The sequence below is a fragment of the Dyella sp. genome, from assembly GCF_036746095.1.
Lineage (GTDB): Bacteria > Pseudomonadota > Gammaproteobacteria > Xanthomonadales > Rhodanobacteraceae > Dyella_B.
The window spans coordinates 1-22,568 of sequence record NZ_DAIOEU010000017.1 but is presented as its reverse complement, the minus strand read 5'-3'; the positions used below and the strand labels follow the sequence as shown (position 1 = coordinate 22,568).

Sequence of the window (22,568 nt, the reverse complement as noted above, 5' to 3'; positions counted from 1 at the left end):
GAAGCCGTAAATTCCGGCTTTGTTGGCGCGCAGTCATCAGCATGACGGCGGCATCAGCATCGGCGCGGCAGATGTTCACGCTCGAACGCAGTGCCATGGTGCAAAGTTTTCGCACCTTCCCCATTAACGCGTGATCCAACGATGGAAGAGCGTCCAAGCACCCAGCCGCCGCACAACTCCGGCTATCCCGAACAGCGACCGGAACCCAACAAGCAGCACCAGCAGGAACCGGACTCCAAGACCCCTCACGAACCCCAGAACGTTCCACGCAAGAAACCGTATCCTTCGTCGTCATCATCGGGCTGAGCCGTGCAGATCGAAACCTTTCTACTGGAGAAAAACGCCTGGATGCCGAACAACCCGCGCTTCCCGGCGGTGCTGTACCGGCAGGCCGTGGCGGGCGAATCGATAGGCGCCAAGGACATGGAGGCGCTGTTCGCGCGCAACGGTTGGCAAGCGCGCTGGCGCGACGGTGTCTATGGCTATCACCACTATCACACCACCGCGCACGAGGCGCTCGGCTTTGCCGGCGGCCATGCGCGCCTGATGCTGGGCGGCCCACGCGGCAGGGAAGTGGAAGTGAGCGAGGGCGACGTGCTGGTGTTGCCCGCGGGCGTGGGGCATTGCAGCGTCAGGACCGACAAGCATTTTCTTGCGGTAGGCGCTTATCCGCCGGGGCAGGATTGGGACCTGTGCAAGACGATGGCGGATGAGGCGGCGCTGGAGCGCATCCGGCGGTTGCCGGCGCCAGCATCGGACCCGGTGGAGGGCGAGCAGGGCATCTTGCTGGATTTGTGGCGCTAGGCGCGGATGTAGATGGAAAAATGAAATCCCGGCATGGCTTGCATGGCGGTGTGGGGAGTTTTTCATCCGCGCCTCCATGGCGGCGATGAAAGCGCCGTTGACGCCGTCTTGCGCATTCGTAGACCTGCCATCCACCGCCCCACGCACTAGCATCCCTTTTTCAACGCCAAGCCTGGCAACAATAAGGCAGTGCGTGCCATGAGCAATGACAACCAGCGTATTTCCACCTCGCGCAGGCGGCTGATGCAGGGGGCTTCCCTGGGCATGGCAACCGCCGTGATCGGTTCGGCGCGCGCCTCGCAACCGGAAGACAGGAGCGGCGCAAGTCAGCAGGCCCTGCCGTTGAAAGATCCGCGCCAGGGGTATCCGCATCCGCCGTTCGAGGCGCAATCGCAAGCCTGGCCGGGGTTGGCCGGAAAGATGCGCCCGCGCCCGGACCATGGCGAAACCAGTTATCGCGGCAGTGGCAAATTGCTGGGGCGCCGCGCGCTGATCACTGGCGGCGATTCCGGGATTGGCCGCGCTGCGGCGATTGCCTTTGCGCGCGAAGGCGCCGATGTGGCGATTTCCTACTTGCCCGCCGAAGAGCCCGATGCGCGCGACGTCATCGCACAGATCCAGCAAACCGGGCGCAAGGCGCTGGCGTTGCCGGGCGATATTCGCAACGAGGCGTTTTGCCAGAACATGGTGACGCGGGTGATCGATGCGTTCGGCGGCATCGATCTGCTGGTGAACAATGCCGGACGGCAACACAGTTTCGAATCGATCCTGGACATTTCCAGCGAGTATTTCGACTGGACCTTGAAGACCAATCTCTACGCGATGTTCTGGATCACCAAGGCCGCCGTCGCGCATATGCCGCCGGGCTCGGCCATCATCAACACTGCTTCGGTGAATGCGTACGATCCTTCCGAGAATCTGCTGGACTATGCTTTGACCAAGGGCGGCATCGTCACCTTCACCAAAGGGCTGGCCAAGCAGATGATCAAGCGCGGCATTCGCGTTAACGGCGTTGCGCCGGGCCCGTTCTGGACGCCGCTGCAGGTGAGTGACGGACAGAGCGAGAAGAACCTCAGGGAGTTCGGCCAGACCACGCCCATGGGCCGCCCGGGACAACCGGCGGAAATCGCACACGTGTATGTGCAGCTTGCCGCGGCCGAATCGAGTTACGTGACGGGGCAGATCTACGGCGAATCCGGCGGGCGGGGACAGCCGTGACCAGGACGCGCGCGTTCGCATCGACCCGTCTACCGTTATTGCTCTGCCTTGCCTTGTTGCCCGCGGTCGGTTTTGCGCAGAAGGCAGCGACGTCGAAGTCGAACAGGCGCGGCGAGCATCACCACACCCTCGATGCGCGGGAGCAGGCGTTCGTGGCACAGGCAACGGCAGACGACGCCATGCAGATCACGCTGGCCAAGCTGGCCATGGGCCGGTCCGACAACCCGCGCATGCGAGCGTTGGCGAGCCGCATCGTCAGCGACCACGCCGCGCTCAACCTGCAATTTGCGCAGTTCGCGGCGGGCAAGGGCAGCAAGGGCCACGCGCATGGCGTGCCGGTGCGGAGCATCCGCGCGATGCAAGCGCACTTGCAATCGTTGCATGGCGAAGCCTTCGACCAGGCCTTTGCCGGCATGATGGTGAAGGAGCACCGCAGCATCATCGCGGCCTACGAAGCGGCTGCCAAAACCGCCGCGGACGATCGCCTGAAAACCATCGCCGCGCGCGGGATCCCCGTGCTGCAGGGACACCTGGCTGCGGCACGTGCATTGATGAAGGAAGGCGGCCCCGCGCAGCAGCGGCGCGAAAGCCAATAGGCAGGAATTACCAGTCCGCCCAGATGGCGTGCCGACGGCCGGCATATTCCCACTGCGCCAGGGTTGGCCCCATCCTCCGCTTGCCACCCTCCTGGCTCGCCTTGCCCCCGCGGCGGCGGTGCGCCTCCGTGGTGGCACGCTCCTGCTCGGACAGGCCGATCGTGCGCTTGCGTCTGGCGATGATGGCGTTGCGGATGCTCATGGTTGTCGGGGCGAAGACGGGGACGTTCGGCACCTTCTCATCGGATGCTTGAAAAGAACGCGCATGCCGTGTCAATGCATTTCTTCACGGAAAGAAGGGGGCAGGGGAAGGCGCCATTTCCATGGCGTAGCATGCTTCATCGATGTGTCAGCCGCATGAAACGCATGCGTGTGCCGGTGCGTGCATGCGAACGTTTTTGTTTGGCGGTGCATTCATTGCCGCTTGCATGACGGTCCGCCAATAAGTGACTGCGCAAGCGTCTTTTTTGCAAGTGGCGGGCATGCGCGCAAGCCCGCCCCCGGCAACAAAAAAGGCCACCGGGAGGTAGCCTTCTTTTCTTGAAACTGGAGTGGTGGGCGGTACAAGGATCGAACTTGTGACACCTGCCGTGTGAAGGCAGTGCTCTACCGCTGAGCTAACCGCCCGCCGGGAACGCGCAACTATACGGACCATGGGCTGAAACGTCAACCGCCTGTGGGGCCGTTGCGTTGCCGGGTACGTGGAACAGATCAGAGCATCCCTAGCGCCTCCGGGCGGCTAAAATGGCCCGTTTCTTTTTTGCCAAGCGGCCACCCATGCATTTCGATCTCTCGCACATGCTGCATGCCCTGCAGAATTTCCATCTCACGCCCTGGAAGGTGGTCGGCTTCATGGGTACTTTCATGTTCACCGGGCGCTGGTTCGTGCAGCTCTATTACACGCGCAAATACAAGCGGGTGGTGATGCCGCTGTCGTTCTGGTGGATGTCGGTGTCGGGCAGCGCCTTGCTGCTGGCCTATTTCGTGTTCGGCAAGAATGACTCGGTGGGCATTCTTTCCAACTTCTTCCCGGTGTTCGTGTCGGTTTACAACCTGGTGATGCATATGCGGCATCACGGGCGGGATGAGATCGGGGACAAGGCGTAACGCCCTCGGCCGTCACTCCCGCTTTCGCGGAAATGGCGGGAGTGAGGGCGGCGTTATTCCGGATCGTAATCGAGGTTCGGCGCCAGCCAACGCTCCGCTTCTTCGCGCGTCCAACCTTTGCGCTTCGCATAGTCTTCCACCTGCTCGCGCGTGATACGCCCCACCACGAAGTACTGGCTGCCCGGATGCGAGAAATACCAGCCGGACACCGCCGCCGCCGGATACATCGCGAAGCCTTCGGTCAATTGGATGCCGGCGTTGCGCGTGGCGTCGAGCAGTTCGAACAGCGCGGCTTTTTCGGTGTGATCCGGACAGGCGGGATAGCCGGGAGCCGGGCGGATGCCGCGGTACTTTTCACCAATGAGCGCTTCGTTGTCCAAGGCCTCGTCCGGTTGGTAACCCCAGAACTCACGACGCACACGCTCGTGCATGCGTTCGGCGAAGGCTTCGGCGAGGCGGTCGGCGAGAGCCTTGAGCAGGATGGCTGAGTAGTCGTCGTGCTCTGCTTCGAAGCGCTTGACATGTGCTTCGATGCCGATGCCGGCGGTAACGGCGAACGCGCCGATCCAGTCCTGTCTGTTGGCTTCCTTCGGGGCGATGAAATCGCTCAGGCAGAAGTCGGGACGTTCGACGGGTTTTTCGGCCTGTTGGCGCAGATGGTGAACGCGCCGCTTCCCATCCGCCAGCTGGATCTCGATGTCATCGCCCACACCGCAAGCCGGCCAGAAACCAATCACCGCACGCGCCGTCAGCCAGCGCTCGGCGATGATCTTGTCCAGCATGGCTTGCGCATCGGCGAACAGTTCGGTGGCCTGCTTGCCGACCACGTCATCTTTGAGAATGGCGGGATAGCGCCCGGCCAGTTCCCACGCCTGGAAGAACGGCGTCCAATCGATATACGCACGCAGTTCGGCCAGGTCATAGTTGTCGAAGGTGGTGATGCCAGGCTTGTTCGGCGGTGGCGGCGTATAGCTTTGCCAGTCGCAATCGAAGCGCTGCTTGCGCGCGTGTTCCAGCGGCGCCAGCGTTTTCGCGGCGCCGCGTTGCTTGTGGCGTTCGCGGATGTCGGCGTATTCGGCGCGGATCTTCGCCATGAAACCGTCGACCAGCTCCTTGCTGACCAGCGACTGCGCCACGCCGACGGCGCGCGAAGCATCTTTCACCCACACCGTGGGCGACTTGTAATGCGGCTCGATCTTGAGCGCCGTGTGCGCGCGCGAGGTGGTGGCGCCGCCGATCAGCAGCGGAATGTGGAATTCCTGCCGCTGCATTTCGCGCGCAACCTGGCTCATTTCCTCCAGCGATGGCGTGATCAGGCCGGACAATCCGATGATGTCGGCGTTGTGCTCGCGCGCGGTGTCCAGAATCTTTTGCGCCGGCACCATCACGCCAAGGTCGATCACTTCGAAGTTGTTGCAGCGGAGCACCACGCCGACGATGTTTTTGCCGATGTCGTGCACATCGCCTTTCACGGTGGCCATCACGATGGTGCCGTTGTTCTTGCCGGCATCGCCGGTGCGCAGTTTTTCCGCTTCAATATACGGCAGCAGATAGGCCACCGCTTTTTTCATCACGCGCGCGGATTTCACCACCTGCGGCAGGAACATCTTGCCGGCGCCGAACAGGTCGCCGACGATGTTCATCCCGGCCATCAGCGGGCCTTCGATCACGTCGAGCGGACGCGTCGTCTGCTGGCGCGCTTCTTCGGTGTCTTCATCGACGAACTGGTCGATGCCGTGCACCAGCGCGTGTGCAAGACGCTCGTGTACCGGCTTGTCGCGCCAGGCGAGGTTTTCGACGACGGCTTCGCCCTTCTTCGCCTTGTAGCGGTCGGCGATTTCCAGCAGGCGCTCGGTGGCGTCGGCGCGGCGGTTGAGCACCACGTCTTCCACGCGTTCGCGCAGTTCGTCCGGCACGTCGTCATAGATCATCAATGCGCCGGCGTTGACGATGCCCATGTCCATGCCGGCCTTGATGGCGTGGTACAGGAACACCGAATGGATCGCCTCGCGCACGGTGTTGTTGCCGCGGAACGAGAACGACACGTTGGACACGCCACCGGACACGTGGCTGTGCGGAAAGCGTTTCTTCAATTCGCGCGTGGCTTGGATGAAATCAACCGCGTAGTTGTTGTGTTCGTCGATGCCGGTAGCGATGGCGAAGATGTTGGGATCGAAGATGATGTCTTCGGGCGGAAAGTCGAGTTTCTCGGTGAGCAGCTTGTACGCACGCGAGCAGATTTCCACCTTGCGCTCGCAAGTGTCTGCCTGGCCTTGTTCGTCGAATGCCATCACCACGACGGCGGCGCCGTATTGGAGCACCTTGCGTGCGTGCTCCAGGAACATCTCTTCGCCTTCCTTCATCGAGATGGAATTGACCACGCCCTTGCCTTGCAGGCAGCGCAGGCCGGCTTCGATCACCGTCCATTTGGAGGAGTCGACCATCACCGGCACGCGCGCGATGTCCGGCTCGGCGGCGATCAGGTTGAGGAAGCGCGTCATGGCGGCTTCCGAATCGATCAGGCCTTCGTCCATGTTGACGTCGATGATCTGCGCGCCGTTGGCGACTTGCTGGCGCGCGACTTCCACCGCTTCTTCGTAGCGGTCCTCCTTGATCAGTTTCTTGAATTGCGCCGAGCCGGTGACGTTGGTGCGTTCGCCGACGTTGACGAAGAGCAGGTCCGGCGTGATGACCAGCGGCTCGAGGCCGGCGAGGCGGGTGTGGCGGGTTATGTTCATCAAGGGTGATCTTGCGACGGACAGTTCCCTCTCCCCTCCGGGGAGAGGGTTAGGGTGAGGGACGAATCTTGCGGGGATGTTTGATGAGAGCGGCTTTGCAAAGAGGGGGTTTGTGGCGAGACCAGCCCCTCACCCCAGCCCTCTCCCCAGCGGGGAGAGGGAGCGAAGCGCGGCGGCATCTGGAATGCACTCATGCCGCTTGCCTATCTTCAGAAGCAAGTTGGCGCGGCACATACTTGCTCACAGCCTCTGCAATCGCCTTGATGTGCGCCGGCGTGGTGCCGCAACAGCCGCCCACCATGTTGAGCAGTCCATCGCGTGCAAAGCCATCGATCACGGCGGCCATCTGCGCGGGCGTTTCGTCGTATTCGCCAAACGCATTCGGCAAGCCGGCGTTCGGATGAGTGCTGACGTAACAATCGGCCGTGTTGGCCAAGGTCTGGATGTGCGGACGCAGATCGGCAGCGCCGAGCGCGCAGTTCAAGCCGACAGACAGCGGGCGGATGTGCTTGACCGAGTAATAGAACGCTTCGGCGGTCTGGCCGGAAAGCGTGCGCCCGGAGCGGTCGGTGATGGTGCCGGAGATCATCACCGGCACGCGGCTGCCGCGTGCACGGAACAGCTCGCTCAGCGCGAACAGGGCCGCCTTGGCGTTGAGTGTGTCGAAGATGGTTTCCACCATGATCATGTCGGCGCCACCGTCGAGCAGGCCGCTGGCCGCTTCGGTGTAGTTGTCGACCAGCTCTTCGAACGTGACGTTGCGAAAGCCGGGGTCGTTCACGTCGGGCGACAGCGAAGCCGTGCGGCTGGTGGGACCGAGGATGCCGATCGCGAAACGCGGCTTGGCCGGGTTCCTGGCGGTGAACGCATCGCACGCGGCACGCGCAAGCTTGGCGCCTTCGCGATTCAACTCGTACGCCAGGTGTTGCAGGTGGTAGTCGGCCTGGCTGATGCGCGTGGAGTTGAAGGTATTGGTTTCGACCAGGTCGGCGCCGGCTTCGAGATAGGCCTGGTGCACGCCGCGGATGATCTCCGGCTTGGTCAGGGTGAGCAGGTCGTTGTTGCCTTTCAGGTCGCACGCGCCGGGATGATCGTGTGCATGTGCGTGCTGCGCATCGCGGCCTTCGGCGAAGCGTTCGCCGCGAAAGCCTGTTTCATCCAATGAGTGGCCTTGCAGCATGGTGCCCATGCCGCCGTCGAGAATAAGGATGCGTTCGCGCAGGGCGGCTTGGAGTGCGGCAACGCGATGGGGATGAGACCAGGGGAGGGTGCTCATGGACATGCTCCTGTGCGTAGTGCCTCAACGCCGTCATTCCGGCGAAGGCCGGAATCCAGTCTGAATACGCTGTGCGAAGCACTCGACATAGGTGTTGTGTCCTTCGGACGAGTATTTGCACTGGATTGACCAGCATTCGCTGTTGTAAAGCGCTTCGGCGTTCGCCGGAATGACGGTATGAAGTAAACGGAGGTCGGGACGTTCATGGTTTGCGCGCGAGCAGGTTGATCACTTCGAAATGCGGTGCCTTGCGCTCGCGGCTCAGGCGGTTGCAACTCAACACTTCAAGCTTGGCCTGCGTGGCCAGCTTGGTGAGTTCGCTCTCGGTGAACCCGAGGTTGCGGTGATCGAAGGGTTCGACCACAGCGCGATGGTCATGCTTGCCCAGCGTGGCGGCCAGCAGCTTGCCGCCGGGGCGCAGCACGCGCGCGGCTTCGGCCACGGCCTTGGCCGGGCGTTCGGAATAGGTAAGCGCATGCAGCATCAACACCAGGTCGAAGCTGCCGCCCTGCAGCGTCAAGGCATGCATGTCGCCCTGGCGCACCTCGACATTGTTGAAAGGCGCGAGCCGTTTGGCCGCCGCTTCCACCACGCGCTCGCTCGCATCCACGCAAACGATCGAGCGCGCGTGCGGCGCGAGCAATTCGGCGGTGACGCCGTCGCCGGAAGCGATGTCCAGCACGTCGCCGGTCTCCAGCAATTGCAGCAGGGCGCGGGTCAGCGTTTCCCACGTGCGTCCTGGCGAGTAGTGGCGTTCCATGTCGCCTGCCACGGTATCGGCCCAGCCATGTGCGTTGCCGCGCTGGGCCAGCACGGCGGTCAGTCGCGCTGCGTCTTCGCGCAGCAGGGCGTCGTCGATGCTTTCGCGCAGGGAGCGGATCAGCGCGTGCTGGCGCTCGTCGCCTTCGCTGTTGGCGCGGTAGTAGGCCGAAACGCCGGCGCGGCGATCGCGCACCAGCTCGGCCTCTTTGAGCTTGGCGAGGTGTGTGGAGACGCGTGGCTGGGCCAGATGCAGCACCGCGGCCAGCTCGGCCACGGTCAGTTCCTCCCGCTCGAGCAGCGCCAGCAGCCGTACGCGAGTGGGATCGGCCAGCAGGCGCAACACGCTGGAGGCGGTGGCCAGATCCATCGTGCATCCTTATATCGCGATAGAAAGATGGGTAAGAGTAGGCGGGTAGGAGTGACCCGTCAAGAGAATGAATGCCGAGGCGCTCTGCTGCACTCGCACAGGGCCTTATGCAGCGGGCAGCTAAAATGGCCGGCTTCCCCACCCCTTTTCCCCCGGAGCCGCTCATGGATTTCCGTTTCACCGAAGATCAGTTGTCCATCCAGTCCATCGCACGCGATTTTGCGCAAAAGCGCATCGTGCCGGTGGCGGCCGAACTCGATGCCAAGGGCGAGTTCCCGCTGGACAACATCCGCGAGATGGGCCAGCTCGGGCTGATGGGTATCGAGGTGCCGCATGAATACGGCGGTGCGGGGATGGATCCGATCGGCTATGCGCTGGCGGTGATTGAAATTGCCGCGGCGGATGCGGCGACGTCCACCATCATGTCGGTGAACAATTCGCTGTTCTGCAACGGCATCCTCAAGCACGGCACGGAAGAGCAGAAGCAGAAGTATGTGCGTGCGATTGCGCAAGGTGATGCGATCGGCGCGTATGCGCTGACCGAGCCGCAGTCCGGTTCGGACGCATCGGCCATGCATACCCGTGCGTCGAAGAACGCCGACGGTGACTGGGTGATCAACGGCAAGAAGAGCTGGATCACCTCCGGTCCGGTGGCCCGCTATATCGTGCTGTTCGCCATCACCACGCCGGGTATCGGGGCGAAGGGCGTGTCGGCGTTCATCATCGACACGCAGCGGCCTGGTTTCCATGCGGGCAAGACGGAGCCGAAGCTGGGCATCCGCGCGTCGGCCACGTGCGAAATCGAATTCAACGAATACGTGTGTCCGAAGGAAGACCTGCTCGGCGACGAAGGCAAGGGCTTTTCGATCGCGATGGGCGTGCTCGATGCCGGCCGCATCGGTATTGCATCGCAGGCGGTGGGTATCGCGCGGGCGGCGTATGAAGCGACGTTGCAGTGGTCGCGCGATCGCAAGGCCTTTGGCCAGCCGATCGGCACGTTCCAGATGACGCAGGCCAAGATCGCCGACATGAAGTGCAAGCTCGACGCGGCCACGCTGCTTACATTGCGTGCAGCGTGGGCGAAAGGCGAGGCGGAAAAGAACGGCGGACGTTTCGGTACCGAAGCATCGATTGCGAAACTGGTGGCTTCGGAAGCGGCCATGTGGATTTCGCACCAGGCCGTGCAAATTCATGGCGGCATGGGCTATTCGAAGGAGATGCCGCTGGAGCGCTATTTCCGCGATGCGAAGATCACTGAAATCTATGAGGGCACCAGCGAGATCCAGCGGCTGGTGATTGCGCGTGCGGAGACTGGTTTGCGCTGACAAGCAACCGTTGCTGTTGATAAGGGCGAGGCGTTTGCGTGGCACGCTTCGTCCATTCCAATCGGATTCTCCAGCCACTGAGTGGAGAACCGTCTGTGGGGATGGAGTCGTAGGCTGGGATTGCATCCCAGACGTTTTTTCCATTGCCGGGATTGCATCCCAGCCCACGCAAGCGTCGGCATTTCCCCGCGTCGTGCGCCTTCGGTCAAAACGGGGACGCGTGTGCCAAGGCGCCATTCACCCCGAGCTTACGCATTGCCTATGTTTGCAAGCGTAAAAGGCGGCTGTTGCGAAGGGCATCGACGTTACTGCTTTCTGCATTTCTTCTGCTTTTGCGCTTGCGACTTTCCGGTCGCGGGTCGATACGAGTGTTGTTGAACGGCGTGAGGCTACGGTTCGGGCTTCTGCAGCCACTTTACGTGGTTGCAACGGCCCGTGTGTCTTTCTTTTTCCTCTGGAGGCTTTATGCAAATGCGTCATGCTTTTGGTGCATCGCTAAGCGTTCTGGCAGCGGGAATGGTTCTTGCGGGCATGTCCAGTCCGGCTTACGCAAGTTGGAGTGATGAGGGAACATCTGCTGGATTGCAATGCAGTTCGGCGGATGTAAACGACAGTGCGATCGCCGTCGGCAATTGCCTTTCCGGCACGTTCATTCGCGAAGGGTTTGTCGCGGCCACACTGGGCAAGCCTGTACCGCTGGCGCCTCTTACCACTAATGGAAACGGTGGCGAGGCTTGTACGGTGGGGGGTATCAACAATGCGCTGTTGCCCAGCGCGATCATTGTCGGCAGTTGCGAGGATGCCAACAGCGTGCCGCAGGCTGTGTTCTGGAACGCTGGCAATCCAGCCATCACACCTACGCAATTGCAGCCGTTACCTGGCATTGCCGGGCTGCTGGCGGATGTGCAGACCATCGAAACTGCGGTCAATCAGCAAGGAAACATTGTTGGCACCAGCATCAACGGGAACGAAGACGCAACGCCAGTCATATGGAACGCTGCCGGCACACCTACGGCCCTTCCTGCGGCCTTGCTCGGTTCGGTCACCAACTGCGTTCCCGTAGACATCAATGATGCAGCGCCGCCTTCCATCGTCGGCAACTGTCCGGCGGGCGCGGGTGGCGGGGGCAAGAATGTAGCAGTGCTTTGGCTCACCAGCACCAGCGCCCCCCTCATATTGTTCAAGCCAAGCGGCGCCAGCTATTGCACGGCCAAAAAAATCAACACCAGCGGCCAGATCCTGGGTGAGTGTTTTTATCTCGGGACGAACGGTGCCACACCCGATACGTTTCGAACGGTGGAGTGGGGTTCCGGAGGAAGCGGGCCGACCGTGCTGATGACGATCAATGGCAACACCTCGCTGCGCAATGTCGGTGTGGATATGAATGCCTCCGGACAGGTTGCCGGTACTCGCCTGATCGCAGGCGGCTACACCTCCGCGTTCTACTGGGACCCATCCAAGGGAACCAATGCCACGCCCATCGACCAACTCCCTGGTGGCTCCCGTGCAGGTGCGGCGGGCATTGCGGACAACGGTGTGATTATCGGCAATGGCGAGGCCAACGGTGTCAACGAGGCCTATGTATGGCATGCGAGCAACGGTACGTTGACGCCCATTGCGCCTCTGCAAAGCGGCGGCAACGATGGTGTAAGGGCCATTGCCAAGAGTGGCGGCTTCATAGCGGGGGCAAGCGAGACCTCGCACGATGGTACCGGTGAGGAAGTCGATGCAGTCGAGGAGGTAACGCCATGAAAAGACTATTTGGCACGGCACGCGTCAGGAGTGATGTGCCGGTGGCGCGATGGAAAACGGTGCGTGCGGGATCGGTGTTGATCGTGGTGATGGGTATTCAATGCATGTCTTCAACGCATGCAAGAACCACCGCGGCCAGCGATTATTCCTACTTCTTGGCGCGCCATGCGGAAACAGGCGTTGTGAAAACATATGTAGATGCCAGCTGGCAATGGGCGAATGGCGCCTCCAACTTGAGCCCAACTACGCAAATTACGACACCAAAAAGAGAAGCCGAGGCTCAAAGAGAGCCCATCGGGCCGGAAACGTGTTACTCGGAAAGGTTCCGTGCGTACATTGACGTTAACAATGGCCTGTGTGATTGACTCAGGTCGATGGGGTTGTGCGTCGTTTGACGTGCAACCCCCAATAGCGCGAATGTCTGAGTTGGAGACTAAATCACGGTGGGTCTGCGTACCAACTTACAAAAGCCCCGGCAATGCCGGGGCTTTTTTCATTGACGCTTTAACCGTAGCCACTAGTGCTCATGGCGAGCCAGCTTGTGCGTTGCTTCATCCATCTTGTCGCCCAGCATGCGGCGCACGCTCACGTAGAACACCGGGATCAGCAGCAGGCCGAGGAAGGTGGCGAACAGCATGCCACCGATCACGCCGGTACCGATTTCGTGGCGGGAGTTGGCGCCGGCGCCGGAGGACGTCACCAGCGGCAGCACGCCGAGGATGAAGGCCATCGAGGTCATCAGGATCGGGCGCAGTCGCAGCCGGGCGGCGGTGACCACGGACTCGAACAGCGTCTTGCCTTCGGCTTGCTGCTCCACCGCGAATTCCACGATCAGGATGGCGTTCTTCGCGGCCAGGCCGATCACCGTCACCATGCCGATCTTGAAGTACATGTCGTTCGGGAAGCCGCGCAACATGGACGCCAGCACCATGCCCAGCAGGCCCAGCGGCACCACCAGCAGCACGGACACCGGTATCGACCAGCTTTCATACAAGGCCGACAGACACAGGAACACGATGAAGATCGACAGCATCATCAGCAACGTCGCCGAGTTGCCCGCCAGCAATTCCTGGTACGACTGGCCGGTCCAATCCGCGCCGAAGCCATGCGGCAGGTCGTTGTTGACGATGTTCTGCAAGGTCGCCATGGCCTGGCCGGTGGAGTAGCCCGGGGCGGAGTCACCCACGATTTCAATGGCCGGGTAGCCGTTGTAGCGCGTGAGCGAAGGTGCAGCCATGCTCCAGGTGGAATGCACCACGCTGGACAGGGGGATCATGTTGTACGGGCCGTACGGCGAACTGGTGCTGCTCGAAGCATTGCCCGACGACGAGGTGCTCAACCTGTTTGAAGCAGCCGACGTGGTGCTGGTACCCAGCGAACTGGGGGTGTAGATGTGGCTGAGCGCATCCGTATCCATGCGATACGGTGCATCGGCCTGCACCATCACGCGCTTGACGCGGTCTTCGTAGATGAAGTTGTTGATGTAGACCGGCGCCAGCATCAGCTGGATGGCGGTGTACACGTCGCTGACCGACAGGCCCAGCGCTCCGGATTGCACGCGATCCACCGTGAGGTTGTACTGCGGGGCATCCGGCAGGATGTTCGGACGGGTACCGAACAGGGTGGGGCTCTTGGAAGCCTTGCCCAGCAACATGCCCATCGCCTGGCCCAGCTCGGCGCGCGACTGGCCGCTACGTGCCTGCAGGTACATGTCCAGGCCGCCGAACTGGCTGAGGCCGCGGATGGTCGGCAGGTTCACCACGAAGATCATCGCGTCGCGAATACCGCCGTGCAGGATGCCGTTGGCCTTCAGGATGAACTGGTCCGCGGTGATCGAGCGCTCGCTCCAGTCCTTGAGCTTGATGAACACCATGCCGGCGTTTTCACTGCGGCCCACGAAACTGAAGCCGCTGATCTGGTACATGCCGACGTAATCGTCTTTCAGCGGGCTCTTGTCCAGCGTGTCCTTGACCTCCTTCATGACCTGCTCGGAGCGTTCAAGCGAAGCACCGGGTGGCAGGCTGACGATGGCCAGCGCGAAGCCCTGGTCTTCGCTGGGCACGAAACCGGTGGGCAGCTTGGTGTAGAGGAAGCCGGCCAGCGCCGCGATCAGCGCGAACACGATCATCCAGCGCGGGGCATGGCGGACGGCGCTGCCGATGTGGCCCTGGTAGGTATGCGTGACGCGGTCGAAGACGTTGTTGAACCCGCGGTAGATGAAGTTCTTCTTATGCTCGTGCGTGGGCTTGAGGATGGTCGCGCACAGCGCCGGCGTGAACGACAGCGCAAGGAACGCGGAGAAGCCCATCGACACGGCGATGGTCAGCGCGAACTGCTTGTAGATCACGCCGGTGGCGCCCGGCTGCAGGGCGGACGGCACGAACACCGCCGCCAGCACCACGGTGATGGCCACCACCGCGCCGGTGATCTGGCTCATCGCCTTGCGCGTGGCTTCCTTCGGCGGCAGGTTTTCCTCGGTCATGATGCGTTCGACGTTTTCGATCACCACGATCGCGTCGTCCACCACGATACCGATAGCCAGCACCATGCCGAACAGGGTGAGCTGGTTGATGGTGAAGCCCATCGGCGCCAGGCCAATGAAGGTGCCGAGCAGCGCGACCGGAATCACCAGGGTAGGAATGACCGTGGCGCGGAAGTTCTGCAGGAAGATCAGCATCACGAAGAACACGAGGATGATCGCCTCGATCAGCGTGTGCATCACTTCATCGATCGACACGCGTACGAACGGCGTGCTGTCGTACGGCGCGAACCAGGTGACGCCCTGCGGGAAGTCCTTGGCCAGTTCGTCCATCTTCGAACGCACCGCCGTAGCTACCTGCAGCGCGTTCGCACCCGGCAGCAACTGCACGCCGAAGCCACCCACGGGCTGGCCGCTCCAGGTGGAGGCGAAGCCATAGGTTTGTGGGCCGAGCTGGATGCGCGCGATGTCCTTCAGGCGCACCGTGGTGCCGTCGGGATTGGCACGCAGGATGATGTTGCCGAACTGCTCAGGGGTGGAGAACAGGCCTTCCGCCGACACCGTGGCGGTGAAGGTCTGTCCGTTGGGGGCGGGATCGGAACCCAGCGAGCCGGCAGCGAACTGCACGTTCTGGGCGGAGATCGCGCTTTCCACCTGCGAGGCGGACAGGCCGTAGCCTTGCATCTTGTCCGGATTCAGCCAGACGCGCATGCCGTATTCGGAGCCCACCTGGAAGGTGCTGCCCACGCCGGGAATGCGGCCGATCGTGTTGATGACCTGCGAACCGACGATGTCACTGAGGCGGCCGCTGTCGATCTCCGGATTGTTGGAGATCAGGCCCACGAACATCAGGAAGTCCGGGTTGGCCTTGGCCACCACCACGCCCTGCTGCGTCACTGCGGCCGGCAACTGCGGCTGTGCCAGCGACACCTTGTTCTGCACCTGCACCTGCGCGATGTCGGGATCGGTACCGGTGGCGAAGCTCAGCGTGATCGTTGAGGTGCCGTTCGAGTTCGAGGCCGAACTGAAGTACAACAGGTTGTCCACGCCGGTGAGCTGTTGCTCGATCACCTTGGTGACCGTGTCTTCCATGGTCTGTGCACTGGCACCCGGGAAGGTGGCGGTGACCGTGACCTGCGGCGGCGCGATGTTGGGGTAGGACTCCACACCCATGCCCAGCACCGAAATGATGCCGACCAGAGTGATCAGGATGGCGACCACCCACGCGAAAATAGGGCGGTCGATAAAGAAACTCGGCATCCGTGTTCTCCTTACTGATGACCGGCCGGGGCGGGACCTTGGCCGGCGGGAGCCTGGTCAGGCTTCCACGGGGTGGCCTTGGCGGGAGCGCCCGGCTTGACGCCCTGGACACCCGACACGATCACCTGATCACCGGCGGCGAGGCCGCTGGTAACGATCCAATCGTGGCCGCGCATGGTGTCGGCCGATACGCGCTTCTGCGCGACCTTGCCGTCCTGGCCGACCACCAGCGCATAGGCGCCGACAGGATCGCGCTGGATACCGGCCTGCGGAATCAGGAATACCTTGTTGAGCTCACCCATGTTGGCCGTGAGGGTGACGTACATGCCCGGCAGGATGCGGCGGTTGGGATTGGGCACCACGGCACGCAGGTTGATCGCCCCCGTCGTCGGATTGACCGACGTATCGGAGAAATCCAACGTGCCTTGCTTGTCATACTTGGCGCCGCTGGGCAGGGTGATCTGCACCGTGGTCTTGTCCTGCTCGGCAAGCTGCACGTTGCCGTTGGTCTGGGCATGACGCAGCGTTTCGAGATCGGCGGCGCTCATGGTGAAGTTGACGTACAGCGGATCGAGCTGGTCCACCGTAGTCAGCAAGGTAGCGTTGGCGCCTGCATCCGTCGTGCTGTTGCCGACGATCGCGCCCTCGGTCACCTGCTGCTCGCCGGCGCGGCCGTCGATCGGGGCGGTCACGTTGGTATAGCCGAGGTTGATGCGTGCGGTCTGCACGTTCGCCTGGGCCTGTTTCACCGCAGCCTGGGCGGAGCGTTCGTTGGCTTCATCGGTATCCAACTGCTGGCGTGAGATGTAGCCCTGCGGCACCAGCTGGCGGTCGCGGTTGGCGATCACGTGCGCATTGGTGTAGCTGGCCTGGGACGAAGCCAGCGCGGCTTCGGCATTGGCCAGGGCGGCCTTGTACGGCACCGGATCGATCTGGAACAGCAGCTGGCCCTGCTTCACATCCGTCCCTTCGGTATAGACGCGCTTGAGCAGCACGCCCGAGACGCGGGCACGCACGTCGGCGCTGCGGAAGGCGGACAGGCGTCCTACCAGGTCTTTGGTCAGCGGCACGTTCTGCGGCTGGGCTTCGATCACCCCCACCGTCGGCGGCGGCATCTTGGGCGGACCTTGTTCCTTGCTGCTACAGGCGGCAAGTGCCAGCAAACTCAGGCACAGCACCGGTGTGCGCATTGGCGTCGACTTCATGAGGGCTCCATGGACTTGCGTAAATCGGATGGGGTGAGGCTTGGCAACACATGCCGAGGCCCGGCCGTACTTGCCGGAATTTCTTACGTTTATCGGATCAAGGCCAGTTTGTCCTGTGTCGTTGGTCGCTGCGCAACAGGTTTCAGGGGCAAGACTATACCGGCCAGTTTACAATTTCTGCAGTGCGGGAATCCAGCCTTTTGGGCAGATGACGAACGGCACAGGCGCGGCAGGCCCGCCTGTGACCAAACCGGCCGGGCGCGTGCCGCTGCCATGGCGATGTATGCCATCGCCATCGCCCCGATGCGGCACGCTTCGACGTTGTCGCTTGCTGCAATACAACGACAGCTGGTGGTGTCCATGTTCGCGTTCGCGGGGATGACGCGCACGCATCGCCTCGTTGCCAAGCACATCGCACGGTTAATCGCGCATGACGCGCGTTGCTGCGCTGCCGATGGATTCAACGCAGGGCGGAGCGTATCCTTTTAAAGCTTTCAAACCCCATCATCTCCACTTCTTAAGTAGAAGCCATGAATGCGATCCGTGCGGCCAATGACATCCCCCTCGTGTCTGTCGTGCTCGAAGAGTTGAAGAAAAGCGGTTATCCAACCAAGCGCCTTGATGAGGCGCAATTTTTTATCAGCGCCTTTTTCTCGCGCATTGCCAGCACCGACGTCGACCTGCATACGCCCGCCGCGTGGGCGCAGGTGGTGGCCGGCCTGCTCGATTTCCTGCAGCAGCGCACGCCGCACCGCGCCGCCGTACGTATCACGGGTGCCGCGCATGCGGCCCGCAGCGCGGTGGAAATCATCACCGACGACATGCCGTTCCTGGTCGATACGGTAAGCATGATCCTGGCCGAGTACTCTGCCGTCCATCTCGTGCTGCATCCGGTGGTGAAGGCGAACCGCGATGCCGGCGGCCAGCTGCAACAGCTTGGCGGCGAGCATGGCACGGCCGAATCGGTGATGCATTTCGAAGTGGACAGCATCGTCGAAGAATCCATCCGGGCGCAGTTGACCAATCGCATTGAAGATGCGCTGGAAGACGTGCGCGCCGCCGTGCGCGACTGGAACACGATGCGCGAGAAAGCGCTGGCCATCGCCGCGGACCTGCCGAACCGCAAGCTGCCGCTGGACCCTGCATCCGTCAATGAAGCGAGCGAATTCCTGCGCTGGCTGGCCGACGACAACTTCACCTTCCTGGGCTATCGCGAATACGAAGTAGCCAAGACCGACGGCGATGAAGTGCTGCGCCCGGTCGAGGAATCGGGCCTCGGCATCCTGCACAAGAGCGAGCGTTCGATCGCGCCGCGCTCGCTGCGCTCGCTGGCGGCGCATGACCTACCGCAATCCGGTGCGTACGATGCGATCATCCTGACCAAGACCAATGCGCGCTCGCACGTGCATCGTGCCGGCAACATGGATTATGTCGGCGTGCTGAAATTCGACGCCAACGGCGCGCCGGTTTCCGAACAGCGCTTCCTCGGCCTGTTTACCTCCAACGCTTACATGATGCGTCCGCAAGAGGTGCCACTGGTGCGCCGGCGCGTGGAAGCGGTGCTGGCTCGCTCGGGCCTGAAGCGCGATGCGTATTCGGGCAAGGCGCTGCGCCACATCCTGGAAACGCTGCCGCCGGAAGAACTGTTCCAGAGCACGGAAGACGAATTGTTCGCCACCGCCATGGGCATCCTGGAGCTGCAGCAGCGCGCCCGCACGCGGCTGTTCCTGCGCCGCGATCGCTACGGCCGTTTCTTCACCTGCCTGGTGTTCGTGCCGCGCGAGCGCTTCAATACCACGGTGCGCGAGCGCATCGAAGGCATGCTGCGCGAGGTGTTCCACGGCGAGAGCCTGGATTCCAACGTTCTGATGGGCGAATCCGCGCTTGCACGCCTGCATGTCACCGTGCGCCCGCACCTGGGCGACCATCCCAAGTTCAACACGCAAGAATTGGAAACGCGCCTGCAGCACATCGTGCGCAACTGGTACGACGGGCTGCGCGACAGCCTGATCGGCAAGGCCGGCGAAGCGCAGGGCGTGGCGCTGTTCAATCGCTTCGGCAAGCTGCTGCCGGCCGGCTACATCGAAGACGTGGCGCCGGAGCAGGCCGCACTGGACGTGATCGCGCTGACCACGCTCAAGAGCGACGATTCGATCCACCTGCATCTTTATGAAGATACGCGCGACCAGAGCCTGCGCTTCAAGGTGATCCACGTCGGCGCGCCGATCTCGCTGTCCGACGCGTTGCCGATGCTGGAAAACATGGGCGTGCGCATGCTCGCCGAACATGTCTATACGCTGGAAAGCGAAGGCCGCACGCTCACCATCCACGATTTCGAACTGAAGACGAAGGCGCCGCTGAAGTTCGACCTGGCCCACCTGCGCGATCGCTTCGAACGCGGCTTCGAAGCCTTGTGGCGCGGCGAGGCCGAGAGCGACGGCTTCAACAACCTCGTGCTGCTGGCGCAAGCCGACTGGCGCCAGGTCGCCACCTTGCGCGGCTACTGCAAATACCTGCAGCAGGTGGGCATTGCGTTCTCGCAGAGCTACATGGAAGAAACGCTGATCCGCTATCCGGCCATCGCCGGCTTGCTGATCGAGCTGTTCAACGCCAAGTTCGATCCGCGCCGCGAGCTGCTTTCCGCCAACGAGCTGGAAAAGGCACAGGACGACCTGCGCCGCGAGATGCAGGCGCTGATCTCCGCCGACACGCAGAAGGCCAAGCCGGAGCTGATCGACGAGATCGTCAACGCGCTGGCGGAAAAGCGCGACCAGCAGGTGCACGTGCTGTGGCAATCGCTGAAGTCGCTGCTCGATGACGTCGCCAGCCTGGACGACGAGCGCATCGTGCTGAGCTTCATGAACACGATCCGCGCCACGCTGCGCACCAGCTTCTTCCAGCTGTGGGAAGGCGCGCATCGCCATTACATCAGCTTCAAGTTCGATTCCAAGCAGGTTCCCGATGCGCCCAAGCCGGTGCCGTATCGCGAGATCTTCGTCTACGCGCCGCGCGTGGAAGGCATCCACTTGCGCTTCGGGCCCGTGGCACGCGGCGGCCTGCGCTGGTCGGATCGCCGCGAAGACTTCCGCACCGAAGTGTTGGGCCTGGTGAAGGCGCAGATGGTGAAGAACACCGTGATCGTGCCAGTGGGTTCGAAGGGCGGTTTCTTCGTCAAGCATCCGCCGGTCGGTGGCGATCGCGACGCGCAGCTGGCCGAGGGCATTGCCTGCTATCGCCTGTTCATCAACGGCCTGCTCGACATCACCGACAACCTGGTCGAAGGCAAGGTGGTGCCGCCGCATGACGTGATCCGTCACGACGACGATGACCCCTACCTGGTGGTGGCGGCCGACAAGGGCACGGCCACGTTCTCCGACATCGCCAATGCCATCTCGATCGAACACGGTTTCTGGCTGGGCGATGCGTTTGCATCCGGCGGCTCCAACGGTTACGACCACAAGGGCATGGGCATCACCGCCAAGGGCGCGTGGGAGTCGGTGAAGCGCCACTTCCGTGCGCTGGGCCGCGACAGCCAGGGTGAAGATTTCACCTGCGTCGGCATTGGCGACATGTCCGGCGACGTGTTCGGCAACGGCATGTTGCTGTCGCGCCACATTCGCCTGCTGGCCGCGTTCGACCACCGCCACATCTTCCTCGATCCCAATCCGGATACGGCCAAGTCCTTCGCCGAGCGCGAGCGCATGTTCAAGCTGCCGCGTTCGAGCTGGGATGACTACGACAAGTCGCTGATTTCTGCTGGCGGCGGCGTATGGCCGCGCAGCGTGAAGTCGATTCCGGTTTCGCCGGAAGTACGCGAGGCGCTGGGTATCAAGGCCAGCGTCGAGCATCTCTCGCCGAACGAACTGATGAGCGCGATCCTCAAGGCGCCGGTGGATCTGTTGTGGAACGGCGGTATCGGTACCTACGTCAAGGCCAGCAGCGAAACGCACGGCGACGTCGGTGACCGCGCCAACAATGCACTGCGCATCAACGGCACGGAACTGCGCTGCAAGACGGTGGGCGAGGGCGGCAACCTCGGCTTCACCCAGAAAGGCCGCATCGAAGCGGCGCAGCATGGCGTGCTGCTCAACACCGACTTCATCGACAACTCCGCCGGCGTGGACACGTCCGACCACGAAGTGAACATCAAGATCCTGCTCGGCGATGCGGTACAGCGCGGCGAAATCACCACGGATGACCGCAACCGCCTGCTCGCCTCGATGACCGACGAAGTCGGCCAGCTGGTGCTGTGGGACAACTACCGCCAGAACCAGGCCATCACCTTGATGGAGCGCCAGTCGGTGAAGCGCATCGGCTCGATGGCGCATTTCATCCGCACCCTGGAAAGCGAAGGGTTGCTCGATCGCCAGGTGGAAAACCTGCCGAGCGAAACCGAGCTATCCGATCGCAAGGCACGTGGCCATGGCCTGACCCGTCCGGAACTGTCGGTGCTGCTGTCGTACGACAAGATCCGCCTCTACCAGCAACTGCTGGAATCGGACGTGCCGGAAGACCCGTACCTGTCCAAGGAACTGGTGCGCTACTTCCCGAAGCCGCTGCACGACAAATACGCCGCGCACATGCAACGCCATCGCCTGAAGCGCGAAATCATCGCCACCGCGGTGACCAACTCCACCCTCAACCGCATGGGCGCCACCTTCATGATGCGCATGCAGGAAGACACCGGGCAGGGGCCGGCGGCCGTCGCCAAGGCGTACACGGCTGCGCGCGAAATTCTCGGCGCACGCGAACTGTGGGCCGAGATCGAAGCGCAGGACAGCAAGGTCGCCGAGAACACGCAGGTCGATGCGATCATGCAGGTCTGGGGACAACTGCGCCATCTCACGCGCTGGCTGCTCAACCGCCCGGGTGGCTCACTGGAAATCGCCGCGAACGTGGAACGCTACCAGGCGGCAGTGACCGAACTCAGCAACACCTTGCCCGACACCTTGACCCCGGCCGGCAAGGCCGACTTCGCCACCAGCCAGGAAAAGTGGGAAGGCTTAGGGCTGCCCAACGATCTCGCGCTGCGCCTGGCCAAGCTGCCGGAACTGCGCGCCATGCTGGACATGGTGGAAGTCGCGCAACAGACCGGCCAGCCGATAGCCAAGGTTGCCGGCGTGTTCTACGAGCTGGGCCAGGCGTTGGACCTGGAATGGCTGCGCGGCCAGATCGAAGCCTTGCCGGTGGAAGGGCATTGGCATGCGCAGGCACGCGGTTCGCTGCTGGATGAACTCAACCATCAGCATCGCGCGCTGGCGACGCAAGTGCTCGCGCTCAATGGCGGCAACGGCAGCAAGTCGCCGGTGCAGGCATGGCTGGAGCGTGACGATCCCGCGTTGAAGCACACCCGCAGCATGCTGGCGGAGATTCTCACGCAGAATGCGGATTATCCGATTGCCTCGGTGGCGGTGCGCCGCCTGGCGCAATTGGCGCAAATGCCGGTGTAATTTTCTCACTCACCGCAAGCCGTCCTTGTAATAGCGAAGTGCCATTCCCTCCCCTGCGTCAGTAGGGGAGGAATAGGGCTGAGGTATCCCCACGTTTTTTTGCTAGTTATTCCAGAAAAATCTTGGGGTTACATAGGCCCCGTTTCAAAACGAACCGTCATTCCGGCCTTCGCCCACTGCTGTCCGGGGAAAATGAAGTTCTTCAGAAATGCGCGGGCATAGCACCCGG

The 22,568-nt window shown here is 62.4% G+C and carries 14 protein-coding genes and 1 tRNA gene; 8 read left to right on the top strand and 7 right to left on the bottom strand.

The window, feature by feature from the left end; translation table 11 throughout:
- Positions 1-309: 309 nt before the first annotated feature.
- The 3 genes from V7M64_RS09505 (at position 310) to V7M64_RS09495 (ending at position 2,618) form a co-directional block, all read left to right on the top strand.
- Positions 310-804 carry a cupin gene (locus V7M64_RS09505; protein ID WP_333678863.1) on the top strand — a complete coding sequence of 165 codons (495 nt, stop codon included), beginning with the start codon at positions 310-312 and terminating at the stop codon, positions 802-804.
- Between the two features lie 198 nt (positions 805-1,002).
- Positions 1,003-2,022 (top strand): SDR family oxidoreductase, encoded by a 1,020-nt coding sequence (locus tag V7M64_RS09500; RefSeq protein ID WP_333678862.1) that lies wholly within the window; start codon positions 1,003-1,005, stop codon positions 2,020-2,022.
- Complete coding sequence (locus V7M64_RS09495) at positions 2,019-2,618, top strand: DUF4142 domain-containing protein (RefSeq protein WP_333678861.1); 600 nt, start codon at positions 2,019-2,021, stop codon at positions 2,616-2,618. The genes V7M64_RS09500 and V7M64_RS09495 overlap by 4 nt, the downstream gene beginning before the upstream one ends.
- Before the next feature lie 7 nt (positions 2,619-2,625).
- On the opposite strand, the gene V7M64_RS09490 is transcribed toward V7M64_RS09495, so the two are convergent.
- Both V7M64_RS09490 and V7M64_RS09485 read right to left on the bottom strand, forming a co-directional pair.
- Positions 2,626-2,820 (bottom strand): hypothetical protein, encoded by a 195-nt coding sequence (locus V7M64_RS09490; RefSeq protein ID WP_333678859.1) that lies wholly within the window; start codon positions 2,818-2,820, stop codon positions 2,626-2,628.
- Between the two features lie 350 nt (positions 2,821-3,170).
- Positions 3,171-3,245: transfer RNA gene (locus V7M64_RS09485), tRNA-Val, on the bottom strand.
- Between the two features lie 117 nt (positions 3,246-3,362).
- On the opposite strand from V7M64_RS09485, the gene V7M64_RS09480 reads away from it, so the two are divergent.
- Positions 3,363-3,725: a lipid-A-disaccharide synthase N-terminal domain-containing protein gene (locus V7M64_RS09480; protein WP_333678857.1), complete on the top strand. Its 363-nt coding sequence runs from the start codon at positions 3,363-3,365 to the stop codon at positions 3,723-3,725.
- Positions 3,726-3,778: 53 nt separating this feature from the next.
- On the opposite strand, the gene metH is transcribed toward V7M64_RS09480, so the two are convergent.
- The 3 genes from metH to V7M64_RS09465 all read right to left on the bottom strand — a co-directional run bounded on the left by metH (position 3,779) and on the right by V7M64_RS09465 (position 8,868).
- On the bottom strand, positions 3,779-6,463 hold the full coding sequence (gene metH / locus V7M64_RS09475; protein WP_333678855.1) for a methionine synthase: 2,685 nt from the start codon (positions 6,461-6,463) through the stop codon (positions 3,779-3,781).
- A 190-nt stretch (positions 6,464-6,653) separates the two neighbouring features.
- Entirely contained in the window at positions 6,654-7,739 is a 1,086-nt protein-coding gene (locus V7M64_RS09470) for a homocysteine S-methyltransferase family protein (protein ID WP_333678853.1), read from the bottom strand.
- Positions 7,740-7,941: 202 nt separating this feature from the next.
- The gene (locus V7M64_RS09465; protein ID WP_333678851.1) at positions 7,942-8,868 is read right to left on the bottom strand and encodes a metalloregulator ArsR/SmtB family transcription factor; all 927 of its coding nucleotides are present in this window, start codon (positions 8,866-8,868) and stop codon (positions 7,942-7,944) included.
- Positions 8,869-9,032: 164 nt separating this feature from the next.
- Here V7M64_RS09465 and V7M64_RS09460 point away from each other — a divergent pair, with 164 nt between their 5' ends.
- The 3 genes from V7M64_RS09460 (at position 9,033) to V7M64_RS09450 (ending at position 12,310) form a co-directional block, all read left to right on the top strand.
- Complete coding sequence (locus V7M64_RS09460; protein ID WP_333678849.1) at positions 9,033-10,193, top strand: acyl-CoA dehydrogenase family protein; 1,161 nt, start codon at positions 9,033-9,035, stop codon at positions 10,191-10,193.
- Positions 10,194-10,616: 423 nt separating this feature from the next.
- Positions 10,617-11,945, top strand: coding sequence for a hypothetical protein (locus V7M64_RS09455; protein WP_333678847.1), 1,329 nt, complete (start codon positions 10,617-10,619; stop codon positions 11,943-11,945).
- On the top strand, positions 11,942-12,310 hold the full coding sequence (locus V7M64_RS09450) for a hypothetical protein (RefSeq protein WP_333678845.1): 369 nt from the start codon (positions 11,942-11,944) through the stop codon (positions 12,308-12,310). The genes V7M64_RS09455 and V7M64_RS09450 overlap by 4 nt, the downstream gene beginning before the upstream one ends.
- A gap of 152 nt (positions 12,311-12,462) precedes the next feature.
- Here the strand turns inward: V7M64_RS09450 and V7M64_RS09445 are convergent, their stop codons facing one another.
- Positions 12,463-15,684 (bottom strand): efflux RND transporter permease subunit, encoded by a 3,222-nt coding sequence (locus V7M64_RS09445; RefSeq protein ID WP_333678843.1) that lies wholly within the window; start codon positions 15,682-15,684, stop codon positions 12,463-12,465.
- Between the two features lie 11 nt (positions 15,685-15,695).
- Positions 15,696-16,889: an efflux RND transporter periplasmic adaptor subunit gene (locus tag V7M64_RS09440; protein ID WP_333678841.1), complete on the bottom strand. Its 1,194-nt coding sequence runs from the start codon at positions 16,887-16,889 to the stop codon at positions 15,696-15,698.
- Between the two features lie 530 nt (positions 16,890-17,419).
- On the opposite strand from V7M64_RS09440, the gene V7M64_RS09435 reads away from it, so the two are divergent.
- Entirely contained in the window at positions 17,420-22,339 is a 4,920-nt protein-coding gene (locus tag V7M64_RS09435) for an NAD-glutamate dehydrogenase domain-containing protein (protein WP_333678839.1), read from the top strand.
- Positions 22,340-22,568: the final 229 nt, after the last annotated feature.

What these genes read in the sequence shown, in the direction of transcription:
- V7M64_RS09500 (WP_333678862.1), top strand. Translation starts at nt 1,003, where the DNA reads ATGAGCAATGACAACCAGCGTATTTCCACCTCGCGCAGGCGGCTGATG.
- V7M64_RS09490 (WP_333678859.1), bottom strand. Translation starts at nt 2,820, where the DNA reads ATGAGCATCCGCAACGCCATCATCGCCAGACGCAAGCGCACGATCGGC.
- V7M64_RS09480 (WP_333678857.1), top strand. Translation starts at nt 3,363, where the DNA reads ATGGCCCGTTTCTTTTTTGCCAAGCGGCCACCCATGCATTTCGATCTC.
- metH (WP_333678855.1), bottom strand. Translation starts at nt 6,463, where the DNA reads ATGAACATAACCCGCCACACCCGCCTCGCCGGCCTCGAGCCGCTGGTC.
- V7M64_RS09470 (WP_333678853.1), bottom strand. Translation starts at nt 7,739, where the DNA reads ATGAGCACCCTCCCCTGGTCTCATCCCCATCGCGTTGCCGCACTCCAA.
- V7M64_RS09465 (WP_333678851.1), bottom strand. Translation starts at nt 8,868, where the DNA reads ATGGATCTGGCCACCGCCTCCAGCGTGTTGCGCCTGCTGGCCGATCCC.
- V7M64_RS09460 (WP_333678849.1), top strand. Translation starts at nt 9,033, where the DNA reads ATGGATTTCCGTTTCACCGAAGATCAGTTGTCCATCCAGTCCATCGCA.
- V7M64_RS09450 (WP_333678845.1), top strand. Translation starts at nt 11,942, where the DNA reads ATGAAAAGACTATTTGGCACGGCACGCGTCAGGAGTGATGTGCCGGTG.
- V7M64_RS09445 (WP_333678843.1), bottom strand. Translation starts at nt 15,684, where the DNA reads ATGCCGAGTTTCTTTATCGACCGCCCTATTTTCGCGTGGGTGGTCGCC.
- V7M64_RS09440 (WP_333678841.1), bottom strand. Translation starts at nt 16,889, where the DNA reads ATGAAGTCGACGCCAATGCGCACACCGGTGCTGTGCCTGAGTTTGCTG.
- V7M64_RS09435 (WP_333678839.1), top strand. Translation starts at nt 17,420, where the DNA reads ATGAATGCGATCCGTGCGGCCAATGACATCCCCCTCGTGTCTGTCGTG.